This window comes from Mycobacterium sp. TH-M82 (genome assembly GCF_057473605.1).
This window is the reverse complement of the sequence record NZ_JBYCKY010000085.1, coordinates 1-12,544: the sequence shown is the minus strand read 5'-3', so window position 1 is coordinate 12,544 and position 12,544 is coordinate 1. Positions and strand designations below refer to the sequence as shown.

The window sequence follows — 12,544 nt, the reverse complement described above, 5'->3', positions numbered from 1 at the left end:
GGATCCAGCCGCGGTGGGCGAAATCGGCCAGTGCCTTGTTCACCGTCTCCCGCGACGCCCCGACCAGTTGGGCGATCTCCTCCTGGGTCAGGTCATGAGTGACACGCAGCGCACCACCCTCCTGGGTGCCGAACCGCTGAGCGAGTTGCAGCAACTGCTTGGCGACCCGACCGGGTACGTCGGTGAAGATGAGGTCGGCCAGGTTGTTGTTGGTACGGCGCAACCGGCGGGCCAACACCCGCAGCAGCTGTTCGGCGATCTCGGGCCGATCGGAGATCCACGCCCGCAGTGCGTCGCGGTCCATCGAGACCGCCCGCACCTCGGTGATGGTGACGGCGGTGGAGGTCCGCGGCCCGGGGTCGAAGATCGACAATTCGCCGAACATGTCCGACGGGCCCATGATGGTCAGCAGGTTCTCCCGGCCGTCCGGCGCGCGGCGGCCGATCTTGACCTTTCCGGAGATGATGATGTATAGCCGGTCACCGGGCTCCCCCTCGGTGAACACGGTGTGTCCACGCGGGAAGTCGACGGGCTGCAGCTGCTTCGTCAGCGCGGCGACGGCGCCGGGTTCGACTCCCTGGAAGATTCCGGCCCTCGCCAGGATCTCGTCCACGTTGCCCCTTAGATGCTCTTGTGGCGGTACAAAACAGCACAGTACCGACTTCTACCGACTTCTACCGACTTCTACCAGCTTCTACCCGGTCGCGGGATGAGTCCAGAGATAGGCACCAACCGACGTGCCAACGCTACACACGACGAGCTCGCTGAGTTACGCGAAACCGCAGATTCGCACCCCGGGTCACTCGGCGTTCGGTTCGCCGTGGTCCACGCCAGGATCTAGCAGCACCGTGACGTGCGCGGCGGCAGTGGCGGCGCGGTTCAGCCCGGTTTCGATGCGTTCCAGCCCGACGGTGGCCAGCATCAGCAGCGTGGGGATGGCGGCAACCAGCAACCAGGACACAAAGGTGAGAGTAAACACGGGGGAAGGTCGGCGAAGGGAGGAGAAGGTCTCGGTTAGATCACAAATCACCTACCCTGTGGTAGATGGTGGTAGGTGATGGTCGACGAGCCCTCCCGTAGTTCGCGATCCGCGCCCACCGGATCCACCGCACGCACCGCACCCGCCGCGGCGTCGTCTGGACGCTGGTCCAGCGAAACCCGGGTCGCGCTCGTGCGACGTGCCCGGCGGATGTATCGCAAGCTGACGCAGGCATTTCCGAACGCGCACTGCGAGCTGGATTTCACCACACCGCTGGAGCTGACGGTGGCGACGGTGTTGTCGGCGCAATGTACTGACGCGAAGGTCAACCTGACCACACCGGCGTTGTTCGCCCGGTATCCGACTGCGCTGGATTACGCGCAGGCTGAGCGCACCGAGCTGGAAGACCTCATCCGCCCTACCGGCTTCTTCCGCAACAAGGCCGCAGCGCTGATTCGGCTTGGACAAGCACTGGTGGAGCAGTTCGACGGTGAGGTGCCGGCCACCATGGCCGAACTGGTCAGTCTGCCCGGGGTGGGACGCAAGACGGCCAACGTCATTCTCGGCAACGCCTTCGGGGTGCCGGGCATCGCCGTGGACACCCACTTCGGACGGCTGGCGCGCCGGTGGGGGTGGACCACCGAGGAGGATCCGGTGAAGGTCGAGCAGGTCGTCGGTGAGCTCATCGAGCGCAGCCAATGGACGATCCTGAGTCACCGGGTGATCTTTCACGGCCGCCGGGTGTGCCACGCCCGCAAACCTGCCTGCGGCGTGTGCGTGCTGGCCAAGGATTGTCCGTCGTTCGGCATCGGCCCTACCGACCCACGGGAGGCCGCCGCCTTGGTCAAAGGCCCGGAGAGAGAGCACCTGCTGGCCCTCGCCGGGCTCAAGGATGGCCTCGCGGCGCATCGGTGAACACCTCAGCCCGATGGACCATTGCAATCGTGGCGGTGGTCTTGGCGCTGACGGGGGCCCTGATCGCGGGGCTGGCCGTCGAGCTGCGGCACGCGGCGTCGCGGCCGGGTGCGACCGGCCCGGCGACCGCCGCCGAACGCGCCGACACCGGCCCAGCTCTGGCCGGCCTGCGCGAGCGTGCCGATCTGCCGCCCTGCCTGGCTGGGTCGAACGGCCCTGCGCAACAAGGCCCGGCTGCGTTGCGGGGGGTCATCGTCGAATGCGCCGCAAACGGCGCGCCGGTCGACGCCGCTCGCGTGCTGGCCGGTCAGCAGGCGGGTCAGGTGGTGCTGAACCTGTGGGCCTACTGGTGCGTGCCGTGCCGGGCTGAACTGCCTGCGATGGCCGAGTACCAGCGGCGGGCCGGTCCGGGTGTCAGGGTGGTCACCGTGCATCAAGACGCCGACCAGGCCGCCGCGCTGGCGCTGCTGGCCGAGTTGGACGTCCGGCTGCCCACTCTGCAAGATGGGCAGCGGCGGATCGCGGCGGCGCTGGGGGTTCCTAACGTCATGCCCGCGACCGTGGTGCTGACAACGGACGGTAGCGTTGCCCGCATCCTTCCGCAGGCGTTCACCAATCCCGGGGAGATCGCCGCCGCGGTCGGCGGCCCGCGCCAGTGACGGCGGTGGCGAGGCCTTCTCGGCCTGCCCGACGGATCAAAGAGGGATCGACGAAGGAGATGCCGGTGAGCGCTGGGGACGCTCCGCTGTATGACGTTGAGCACGCAGGCCCCACCCGTGGACGGGAGAAGCCGCCGCTGACGCCGCTGGATCCGGGGGCCGGCCCGGCGTGGCTGCGTCCGCTGGTCGACAACGTCGACCACATACCCGCGGCCTACCGGCGCCGGCTGCCGGCCGACGTGCTGGCGATGGTCACGGCGGCGGGCGCCACGGCGAGGATCGTCGGCACCGGGCGGGACGCAGCGGTGCTGGTGTTGTTCTCCGGTCCACAGTCAGGCGGTGGCAGCGCAGTCGCCGGGGTGCCCGATGCCGCGGATTTGCTGGTGACGGTGCGGGCCTCGACGCTGCGCTACCACGCGGGCCAGGCGGCGTTTCCCGGCGGGGCGACCGAGCCCGACGACCACGGACCCGTGGCAACCGCGCTGCGGGAGGCACACGAGGAGACCGGGGTCGACCCGCGCCGGTTACATCCATTGGCCACGATGGAGAGGACTTTCATTGCACCGTCCGGGTTCCACGTCGTGCCGGTGCTGGCCTACTCGCAAGACCCCGGCCCGGTCAATGTGGTCGACCGCGCCGAGACCGCTGTCGTGGCACGGGTCCCGGTGCGCGCGTTCATCAACCCGGAGAACCGGCTGATGGTCTACCGCGACGCGCGCAGCCGCCGATGGGCCGGCCCGGCGTTCCTGCTCAACGAGATGTTGGTGTGGGGTTTCACCGGCCAGGTGATCTCGGCAATGCTGGATGTGGCGGGATGGGCACAGCCTTGGGACGCGGGCGACGTTCGTGGCCTGGACGAGGCGATGGCGCTGGTCGGTGGCGAACGCCAACAAGGTCAACAGGGCGGGCCGCAGCGATGACGCCATCCCAGTGGCTGGACGTCACGGTGCTGGCGGTCGCTTTCATCGCGGCGGTCTCCGGCTGGCGGTCCGGCGCGCTGGGCTCGCTGCTGTCGTTCGTCGGCGTGGCGCTGGGCGCTATGGCCGGGGTGTTGTTGGCCCCGCACCTGGTCGACCGGGTCAGCGATCCCCGGGCAAAGCTGTTCGCCGCGTTGTTTCTGATCCTGGCCATGGTGGTCGTCGGCGAGGTCGCCGGGGCTGTGCTGGGCCGCGCGGTACGCGGGGCGATTCGCAGCCCCGGCATCCGAGGTATCGACTCGATCGTCGGTATGGTGCTGCAGTTGGCTGTTGTCTTGGTGGCGGCCTGGCTGTTGGCGGCACCGCTGACATCGTCGAATCAGCCGGCCCTGGCCGCCGCGGTCAACGACTCGCGGGTGCTGCGCGAAGTCAATGACGTCGCACCTCCCTGGCTGAAGACGGTTCCGAAGCGGCTGTCGGCGGTGCTGGACAACTCCGGACTGCCGGCCGTGCTGGAACCGTTCAGCCGCACCCCGATCGCTCCGGTGGACGCCCCGGACGCCGCACTGGCCGACAGCCCGGTGGTGGCGGCCGCCGAGCCGAGCGTGCTCAAAATCCGGGGGGTGGCACCGAGTTGTCAGAAAGTGCTGGAGGGCACCGGGTTCGTGATCGCGCCGACCAGGGTGATGACGAACGCGCACGTGGTGGCCGGCTCGAACAGCGTAACCGTGGAAACGGGCGGAAAATCCTATGACGCCACCGTGGTTTCCTTCGACCCGAAAGTCGACATCGCGATCCTGGCCGTACCGGAGCTGCCGTCGCCACCGCTGATGTGGGCGGATTCGCCGGCCAAGGCCGACGCCAACGCGCTGGTGCTCGGCTACCCCGGTGGTGGAGTGTTCGAGGCGGTCCCGGCCCGGATCCGGGACACCATCCCGCTCGAGGGTCCGGACATCTATCGGAACGCAACCGTTGTCCGCCAGGTGTACACCATCAGAGGCACTGTGCAGCAGGGAAATTCCGGTGGCCCCCTGATTGACGTCAACGGCAAGGTCCTGGGTGTGGTGTTCGGCGCGGCAGTCGACGACGCCGAAACCGGTTTCGTCCTGACCGATAAAGAGGTGGAAAAACAACTCACCCAGATCGGGAACACCGATCCGGTGTCCACCGAGACTTGCGTCAGCTGATCTGCGTCAGGAACCGCATCAGGTGGCCGTTGACTTCATCCGGCGCTTCTTCGTGGCTGAAATGTCCCGTGCCCCGGACCGACACGTATTGGCCGTTCGGTGCGTAACGTCGTGTCCGATCGACCGGGTCGGCCAGCACATACGGGTCGGCGTCGCCGCGCAGGTGCAGCACGGGGACGCCGATGCTACGACAATTCATCGCCCTCATGAAGCGCCGGCCTTCGTCACGGAGCTGGCTGCGCAGCGCCCAGCGCTGATACTCCAATGCGCAATGCGCCGCCGACGGAATCTGAATCGCCCGCCGGAGGTAGCCCATTGTTACCGAGAAATCTTCGCAAGCCTGCCATTTGGTGCTGGCGCGGCTACGCACCAGGCGCTCGATCTCGGCCCCGTTCCGCCGGGTCAGCGAACGCTCCGGCCAGATCGGTACCTGGTAGCGCAGCAACGACGACAACAGCGCAGAACCCTGATCACGCCGAGTCAGCACCGACGAGCGCAGAGCGGCGGGATGCGGTGAGCTGACCACGGCAATGGCGTCGACCAGGCGTGGATGAAGCAGCGCGGTCGCCCAGCAGACCAGCCCGCCGTCGGCGTGACCGACCAGGGTCGCCGACGAGTGTCCCAGGGCTCTGATGAGTCCGGCCGCGTCGCCGGCGAGCGTCCAGCCGTCATAGCCGCGGGGCGGCTTGTCGCTGCCGCCGTAGCCCCGCAAATCAACCGCGACGACCCGGGCACCGGCCAACCCACGCAGTTGGTGACGCCAGCACCACCAGAACGACCCGAAGCCGTGCAGCAGGATCACCAACGGCCGCGCAGTAGGAGGAGTCGGCGCCACCATGCCGACAGTGCCGTCGTCGACCGGGTTCGCCTCGACGACGTGGAAGCGAATCCCGTTGGCGTGCACGTCGAGATGGCGCCATGGCCCGTCGATGCGGGTCATCGACGGGTCCGGTAGTGGCACTACCAGCCTGACGGGTCGATGGGTGTCTTGTCCTCGTGCGGATCGTGCGCGTTGCGATGCCCGTCGTGGTCCGGACGCAGCACGGTGCGGGTCTCCCTGACCGATTCGATGGTCTGCCGCGGCCCTCGGATCCGTCGCACTTTCAGGTAGCCGAATAGGGCCAGGGCCACGGTCACCACCAGCATGATCCCGAAAACGATCAGGTAGGCGGCCCAGTCCTTCAGCCAGATGTCGAGCAGTTGGGCCAGGAAAAAGAAGAAAAAGAAAGTGGAGTAGAACAGCACCACCAGCGCGGCGATGAAGAACACGCTGCCGGTCAGGCCCTTCTTGACGTCGCGGGTGATCTCCGCGCGGGCCAGTTCGACTTCGGCCCGCACCAGCGTCGACATCTGCGCTGTGGCATCCTTGACCAGGTCACCTAACGATGGGTCTGCCGGCAGCGCATGCGGGTCGACCAACGGAATGGTGGCCAGGGTGTTGGGTACCCCGTTACGGTGGGCTCTGGCGCTTTTCCTGCGATCGGCCTTGCTCACTGGGCGGTCCTCCTGTTCACTGTCGTCGCGGTTTATGTTGCCATGCGGTATCGGCCCTGGGTCACGATAAACTGCGTCCCGGGCCGAGGTGGGGCTGACCGACAGGAGAACCGCTGTGTCGACCGCACACCGCCAGGTGCTGCGCACGATAGCGGCCATAGCGGACATAGCGGACATAGCGGCCATAGCGGCACTGCTGGCCCTGGCCGTGGTTGTGACGGTGGCACCCGCCGTGCGACCGGGCCCGGCGGCCGCCGACGACAAGGTGGTGATGGGCGGTGGCGAAGGCATCGTCGTCGACGGCGACACACTGTGCACCTTGACCTCGATCGGTCACGACAGGACCGGTGCGCTGGTCGGTTTCACCTCTGCGCACTGCGGAGGCCCCGGCGCCGAGGTTGCTGTGGAGAATGCGGAGGGCAACGGAACGGTGGGCACCATGGTGGCCGGCAACGAAAACCTTGACTACGCGGTGATCGAGTTCGACCCCACCAAGGTCACACCCGTGAGCAATTTCGGCGGTTTCGCCATCGACGGCATCGGCCCGGACCCGGTTTTCGGTCAGATCGCCTGCAAGGAGGGTCGAACCACCGGCAACTCCTGCGGAGTCACCTGGGGAAAGGGCAAGGATCCTGGAACCATCGTCATGCAGGTGTGCGGCCGGCCGGGCGACTCCGGCGGTCCGGTCGTCGTCAACGACCTGCTGGTCGGAATGATCCACGGCGCGTTCAGCGAGGACCTGCCGACCTGCGTGATCAAGTACATTCCGCTGCACACCCCCGCGGTGGTGGTGTCGATCAACGCAGTCCTGGCAGACCTCGCGGCCAAGAACTGGCCGGGCGCGGGATTTGTCCCCGTCCCGGCCTGAGGAATTACTTGGCGGCCCGGATGGCCTGGAAAACCCCCGGGTCGACCAGGGTCGAGGTGTCGCCGAGCTCTCGGCCGTCGGCGACGTCGCGCAGCAGCCGCCGCATGATCTTGCCGCTGCGGGTTTTGGGCAGCTCCGGCACCACGTGGACCGCACGGGGACGGGCGATGGGCGAGATCTCGCCGACGACCCGCTCGCACAGCTCGTCGACGATCGCGACACCCGCACCGGCGTAACTGCCCACCAGCACCACGAACGCGCAGATGCTCTGGCCGGTCTGCTCGTCGACCGCACCCACCACCGCCGCCTCCGCCACCGCGGCGTGGCCCACCAGCGCGGACTCCACCTCGGCGGTGGAAATTCGGTGCCCGGACACGTTCATGATGTCGTCGACGCGGCCCAGCACCCAGATGTCACCGTCGGCGTCATAACGAGCGCCGTCGCCGGCGAAATAGAAGCCCTGCCCGGCGAAGCGCGACCAGTAGGCCTCGATGAATCGGTGCCGGTTGCCCCAGATGCCGCGGGCCATTGCCGGCCACGGTTGATCCACCACCAAGTAGCCGGTGGTGTGCTCGCCAGTATCGCTGTTCGGCGTCAGCCGGTTGCCGTGATCGTCGACGACCCGCACCGAGATCCCGGGCAACGGACTCATCGCCGCGCCGGGTTTCGTGGCGGTGACACCGGGCAGCGGTGAGATCATCGTCGCGCCGGTTTCGGTCTGCCACCAGGTGTCGACAATCGGCGTCGCATCCGCACCGATCACCGTCCGGTACCAGCGCCAGGCTTCCGGGTTGATCGGCTCGCCCACCGACCCCAGCAGCCGCAGACTGGACAGGTCATGAGCGTCGGGAATCTCACGACCCCACTTCATGAAGGTCCGGATCAACGTGGGCGCGGTGTAATAGATTGTCACACCGTATTTTTCGATGATCGCAAAGTGGCGGTGCTGGTCGGGGAAATCGGGTGTGCCCTCGTAGAGGACCTCGGTGGCCCCATTGGCCAACGGGCCGTAGACGGCGTAGGTGTGGCCGGTGACCCAGCCGACGTCCGCGGTGCACCAGAACACGTCGGTCTCGCACTTGAGATCGAAAACGTAGTAGTGGCTGTAGGCGCACTGCACCAGATAGCCACCACTGGTGTGCACAATCCCCTTGGGCGTCCCGGTGGTTCCGGACGTGTAGAGCAAAAACAGCGGGTGCTCGGCGTCGAACGCCTGCGGAGCATGATCCGGCGACGCCGGGTCGACGACGTCGTGCCACCACAGATCGCGGCCATCGGTCCATGACACGTCGACGCCGGTGCGACGCAGCACCAGCACATGCCCGACGGTGTGAGCCCCGGCGGGATTCTCGTCTAAAGCCTCGTCGACCGCGGCTTTGAGCGGCACCGGCTTACCGCGCCGGTACTGGCCGTCGGCGGTGATCACCAGCTTGGCCCGCGCGTCGTCGATCCGGGATCGCAGCGCGTGCGCGGAGAACCCGGCGAACACCACAGTGTGCAAAATCCCCAGCCGCGCACACGCCAGCATCGCCACCACGGTCTCCGGGACCATCGGTAGATAGATCGCCACCCGATCACCAGCGACCAAACCGAGATCGGTCAGCGCGTTAGCCGCCTTTGACACCTCGGCGAGCAACGCGGCGTAGGTGATGGCGCGGCATTCGCCGGCCGGCTCACCCTCCCAGTAGATCGCTACCCGGTCACCATGACCCGCCTGCACGTGGCGGTCCACGCAGTTGTAGGCGACGTTGAGTCTGCCGTCAGCGAACCACCGCGCGAACGGCGCCTGCGAGTACTCCAGCACCTGCGTGAACGGCGTAGCCCAGGTCAGCCGGTGCCCCTGGTCGGCCCAGAACGCCGACGGATCCCGCTCGGCCTCACGGTATAACTCCCCACCGGCGTTGGCCTGCGCGGCGAACTCCGCGGACGGCGGGTATGACGCCGGCAAGGGATGCGCTTCGGTCACTTCTGCCAGCGTAGTGAACGGCTAGACCCGGCAGAAGGAGTCGACGACCGCTGGGGCCGTCAGGGGTGATACCTGACATGGCCGGGTTCGGCATCGCGCTGAGGTCTGTCGCTACCGTCAACGATGTTGCCCGAGGCAATGCCGTGGAATGCGGTTTCCAGCATCGCCGGTAGCCCGTGTCGGGTGGCCGCGGTAAGGACGTTCATCCACTCCGTGATGATGGGCTTCACGAAGGCGGGGTCACCGCCATCGGCGCCACCGACGGTGTTGAGCACCTGACCCACGCCGTCTACCAGAGTGTTTGCTCGTCGGAAAGGATGGTCGCCTGCGTGAAACCAGCCCAACGGATGGTGACGCCGGCCCGCTCCATCAGGGGGGCCACTTCTTGGCCGTACCGAAGATAGTGCTCCAGACCACCAGGGTTCTTGAACTGCAACAGGTTGGTCATCACGACGTGGGCGTCGATTGGGAGAGCCGCGAGCGCAGCAGACTGCTCAGCAGTCGGTTTCAGCGTCTCGCTCATGCGCGTCCTCTTGTTGTGGTTGGTTGTCGCGCGCGGGGAGCCCGCGTCGCGGTCCCGCGTCGATCCAACCGTGGACCACCGGATCGACCGTCGTCTTGACAGTTCAAGACAAGCATTTGACAATTTGGGACATGTCGATCGCCCGTGGCACGTCGCTATCGAACTACCCGCGACTGGTCAGAGAACTCGGCGGTGATCCGGATAGCCTTTTGCGCGCAGCCGGTATCCGTCCACAGGACGTCGACAACTACGACGTCTCCCTACCGGTCTTGGCTGTACTGAGGGCGATCGAATCTGCCGCCGCCTCCACCGCCACACCGGATTTCGGACGGCGTCTTGCACAACGGCAGGGTATCGAAATCATCGGTCCCGTCGGTGCGGCGGCCCGCACCGCGGCCAGCGTCGCTGACGCGTTGGGCATCTTCAGCACCTTTATGTCGGCGTATAGCCCCGCAATCAGGTTCAGCATGGTGCCGCTGGACAACCGAGAACGGTACTTCCTCAGATTCGAATATTTGGTCGATCGTGTGTCGCCCTCTCCACAAGGCGTTGAATTGTCGCTCGGTGTTTCGCTCGGAGTGCTGCGGTTTCTGCTGGGTCCCGGCTACAGCCCGCTATCAGTACATCTGCCGCACAAACCACTAACCGCGGTGCAGGATTATGTTGAATACTTCGGCAGCACAGTATATTTCGCCGAACCAAATATTGGTTTCACGATCTGGGCCGCGGACCTGCGTAGACCTCTGCACCGGGATGACGCTACTCACCGCGCTCTTGTCGAACACCTCAACGCCATCACCGCCTATGAGACCGCACTCGCAGAATCGGTTCGCGCGATCGCCCGACAGTTGCTGCCTACCGGCCGTGCCACACTCGACGTCATAGCGGATCAGTTCAACCTGCACCCGAAGATGTTGCAGCGCCGACTCGCCGCCGAGGGAACTACTTTCGCAGCTTTGGTCGACCAGACCCGCAGGGAAGTAGCCGGGCGATACCTGCGCGACACGCAGATCAGCCTGTCCCACCTCGCCCGCGAAATAGGTTATGCCGAGCAGAGCGTGCTCACCCGGTCTTGCCGACGCTGGTTTGGCTGCGGTCCCACCGACTACCGCAAGGGCCTGCGACCCACCCCGGCGTTCTCGCCGCCTGAGGTCTGAGCCGGTTTTGGGCTCAGACGTTCATTAGCGCTCTGCAGCGCGCGGTCGCGCCTCCCATTGCGGCCCTGTTGCGGAACGACCGAATGTCTCCAGATATCAAATTTTTGTCCTGTGCTGTCAAGACATACCAGAAAAGATTGCCGACAGTATCTACTGTGTGGCAGATAAGTAGCATGCGGTACAAGGAGCGCTGCTCCGCAACCGTCGGTGTCGCCCTCGTCGGCGCCGGCGTCATGGCGGCTACCCCGATAACTGCGTTTCTACCCGACGTCCGAGTGCTCGACATTCAGCTCGCCAGCAGCGAACAAGACGGTGCACAAGACGTCGTCATCGATTTCGTGCGGCACGCGCAGATGATCTCGCCGTACGACAATCTCCTCACCCCCTCCCCGGACCATCCCGGGGCTCCGCTCAGCGAACTCGGCCACCAGCAGGCGCAGGACGTCGCGGACAAACTCTTCAACCAGCTCGGCCCGGTCGCCGGAATCTTCGCCGGGCAGGCTGTCCGGGTGACGGAAACCGCGGCGCCGTTCGCTGATCTGGAGGGCACCGAGGGCACCGCCGCCGACGTGCAGATATTGCCCCAGCTCAACGAGGTTGACAGCGGCATCTATGCGCTCGACCCCATTGAAAGCCTGGGCGGGCGGCTGGCCTTCCTGACCGTGGCCGCATGGTCGCTCGGCTCGCCGTTCGGGTTGGCGTTGGTGCCGGGCCCAGGCTCGCACGACACCAACGGGGTAGTTCTGGACGAAAGATTCACCGACGGAATTCAGACGATGTACGACCACGCGGTGGACAGCCAGGTCATCAGCGATAACGGCCAGCTCACCGATGTGGCGTTCAGCAGCACGGGGGCGCTCTTCGCCTGGGTGATGCAGAACGTCAAAAACCCCGACCTCCCCTTCTTTTTGAACCTGATCAAAGAGGCGCACACCGTACCGAACGGGCTGTCGACCGTTTTTCTGCCCAACACCGCCGTCGTCGAAGTCGAGGGCAATCCCACCGACGGTTGGACGTTGGTCAGCTGGGACGGACATGCCATCCCGCAAGATCCGGGATTGCCGACGGACCTGTTCGTCGACGTGCGTGACGTGATGCTGCCCGCGCAGGTCGCACTCTGGAACATTTGGGAGGCCGTCCTCGGTGGAGATTCCGCGACGATCACACACACGGTGCAGAGCGGTTTCGACCAAGTCGGCGCGGCGCTGGCCCAGTTCCCCGGCGCGGTGTTCAACGACATCGCCGACGCCATCCACAACCTCGGTGCCAGCACCAGCGGCCAGGCGGCCGCCGACACCGGTGCGGCGCTCGGCGATCTGCTCGCTGCAGGTATCTGATGCAGGTCTGCCATTTCCGTCACGTCACCAGCGGTGTCGCCCTTCTGGGCGCCGGCGTCATCGCCGTCACCCCGACAACAGCGCCCGTGCCCGACGTACAGGCGCCCGATATCGAGCTCACCGCCGACGATGAACACACCGATATCGTCATCGACATCCTGCGGCACGGACAGCGGCTGCCGCCGTTCGATCAAATGGTCACACCCTCCCCGGATCACCCCGGGCCTCCCCTCAGTGACCTCGGCCAGCAACAGGCGCAGGATGTCGCGAACCAACTTCACAATGAGCTCGGCGACCACGTTGCCGGGATCTTCTCCGGCCAGGCCATCCGGGACATGCAGACAGCCGCGCCGTTCGCGCAACTGGAGAACATGGCGAATGACGTGCAGATATTGCCCGGGCTCAACGAGCTCGACAGCGGCATTTACGCGGGCGCCCCGCTCAGCTCGCTTTCTGGCTTCCTCTACGAAGTGACTCCGCTGATGTGGACGCTGCTCGGCCTGGTCTTAATGCCTATCCCGGGCTCTGTTGAGGACCCTAAC

At 66.1% G+C, this 12,544-nt stretch carries 15 protein-coding genes; 8 read left to right on the top strand and 7 right to left on the bottom strand.

The window, feature by feature from the left end; genetic code table 11:
• Positions 1 to 613 (bottom strand): cAMP-activated global transcriptional regulator CRP (gene crp / locus AC2VON_RS02580; protein ID WP_486951532.1); only part of this gene is annotated, 613 nt, incomplete at its 3' end.
• A gap of 186 nt (positions 614 to 799) precedes the next feature.
• On the bottom strand, positions 800 to 961 hold the full coding sequence (locus tag AC2VON_RS02575; RefSeq protein ID WP_486951531.1) for a hypothetical protein: 162 nt from the start codon (positions 959 to 961) through the stop codon (positions 800 to 802).
• A gap of 228 nt (positions 962 to 1,189) precedes the next feature.
• Between AC2VON_RS02575 and nth the strand changes: the two genes are divergently transcribed.
• The 4 genes from nth (at position 1,190) to marP (ending at position 4,657) form a co-directional block, all read left to right on the top strand.
• On the top strand, positions 1,190 to 1,894 hold the full coding sequence (gene nth / locus AC2VON_RS02570) for an endonuclease III (RefSeq protein WP_486951534.1): 705 nt from the start codon (positions 1,190 to 1,192) through the stop codon (positions 1,892 to 1,894).
• A complete protein-coding gene (locus AC2VON_RS02565; RefSeq protein WP_486951530.1) occupies positions 1,891 to 2,553 on the top strand; it encodes a TlpA family protein disulfide reductase in 663 nt (220 codons plus the stop codon). Before nth ends, AC2VON_RS02565 begins: the two co-directional genes overlap by 4 nt.
• A gap of 65 nt (positions 2,554 to 2,618) precedes the next feature.
• Positions 2,619 to 3,473 (top strand): NUDIX hydrolase, encoded by an 855-nt coding sequence (locus AC2VON_RS02560; protein ID WP_486951529.1) that lies wholly within the window; start codon positions 2,619 to 2,621, stop codon positions 3,471 to 3,473.
• The gene (marP, locus tag AC2VON_RS02555; protein WP_486951528.1) at positions 3,470 to 4,657 is read left to right on the top strand and encodes an acid resistance serine protease MarP; all 1,188 of its coding nucleotides are present in this window, start codon (positions 3,470 to 3,472) and stop codon (positions 4,655 to 4,657) included. The genes AC2VON_RS02560 and marP overlap by 4 nt, the downstream gene beginning before the upstream one ends.
• On the opposite strand, the gene AC2VON_RS02550 is transcribed toward marP, so the two are convergent.
• Both AC2VON_RS02550 and AC2VON_RS02545 read right to left on the bottom strand, forming a co-directional pair.
• Complete coding sequence (locus tag AC2VON_RS02550) at positions 4,650 to 5,618, bottom strand: alpha/beta fold hydrolase (protein WP_486951527.1); 969 nt, start codon at positions 5,616 to 5,618, stop codon at positions 4,650 to 4,652. The genes marP and AC2VON_RS02550 overlap by 8 nt on opposite strands.
• A complete protein-coding gene (locus AC2VON_RS02545; protein ID WP_486951526.1) occupies positions 5,618 to 6,151 on the bottom strand; it encodes a phage holin family protein in 534 nt (177 codons plus the stop codon). The genes AC2VON_RS02550 and AC2VON_RS02545 overlap by 1 nt, the downstream gene beginning before the upstream one ends.
• Before the next feature lie 184 nt (positions 6,152 to 6,335).
• On the opposite strand from AC2VON_RS02545, the gene AC2VON_RS02540 reads away from it, so the two are divergent.
• Positions 6,336 to 7,019 (top strand): S1 family peptidase, encoded by a 684-nt coding sequence (locus AC2VON_RS02540; RefSeq protein WP_486951533.1) that lies wholly within the window; start codon positions 6,336 to 6,338, stop codon positions 7,017 to 7,019.
• 4 nt (positions 7,020 to 7,023) lie between these two features.
• On the opposite strand, the gene acs is transcribed toward AC2VON_RS02540, so the two are convergent.
• From acs to AC2VON_RS02525, 3 genes are read right to left on the bottom strand one after another with little or no spacing between them, the layout of a single operon-like run.
• Positions 7,024 to 8,985: an acetate--CoA ligase gene (gene acs, locus AC2VON_RS02535; protein WP_486951525.1), complete on the bottom strand. Its 1,962-nt coding sequence runs from the start codon at positions 8,983 to 8,985 to the stop codon at positions 7,024 to 7,026.
• Between the two features lie 59 nt (positions 8,986 to 9,044).
• On the bottom strand, positions 9,045 to 9,269 hold the full coding sequence (locus AC2VON_RS02530) for a hypothetical protein (protein ID WP_486951524.1): 225 nt from the start codon (positions 9,267 to 9,269) through the stop codon (positions 9,045 to 9,047).
• A gap of 5 nt (positions 9,270 to 9,274) precedes the next feature.
• A complete protein-coding gene (locus tag AC2VON_RS02525; protein ID WP_486951523.1) occupies positions 9,275 to 9,508 on the bottom strand; it encodes a hypothetical protein in 234 nt (77 codons plus the stop codon).
• 131 nt (positions 9,509 to 9,639) lie between these two features.
• On the opposite strand from AC2VON_RS02525, the gene AC2VON_RS02520 reads away from it, so the two are divergent.
• The 3 genes from AC2VON_RS02520 to AC2VON_RS02510 all read left to right on the top strand — a co-directional run.
• Complete coding sequence (locus AC2VON_RS02520) at positions 9,640 to 10,665, top strand: AraC family transcriptional regulator (RefSeq protein ID WP_486951522.1); 1,026 nt, start codon at positions 9,640 to 9,642, stop codon at positions 10,663 to 10,665.
• A 173-nt stretch (positions 10,666 to 10,838) separates the two neighbouring features.
• Positions 10,839 to 12,002, top strand: a complete 1,164-nt coding sequence (locus AC2VON_RS02515) for a phosphoglycerate mutase family protein (RefSeq protein WP_486951521.1) — start codon at positions 10,839 to 10,841, stop codon at positions 12,000 to 12,002.
• Between the two features lie 86 nt (positions 12,003 to 12,088).
• On the top strand, positions 12,089 to 12,544 hold a 456-nt coding region (locus tag AC2VON_RS02510), incomplete at its 3' end, for a phosphoglycerate mutase family protein (protein WP_486951520.1).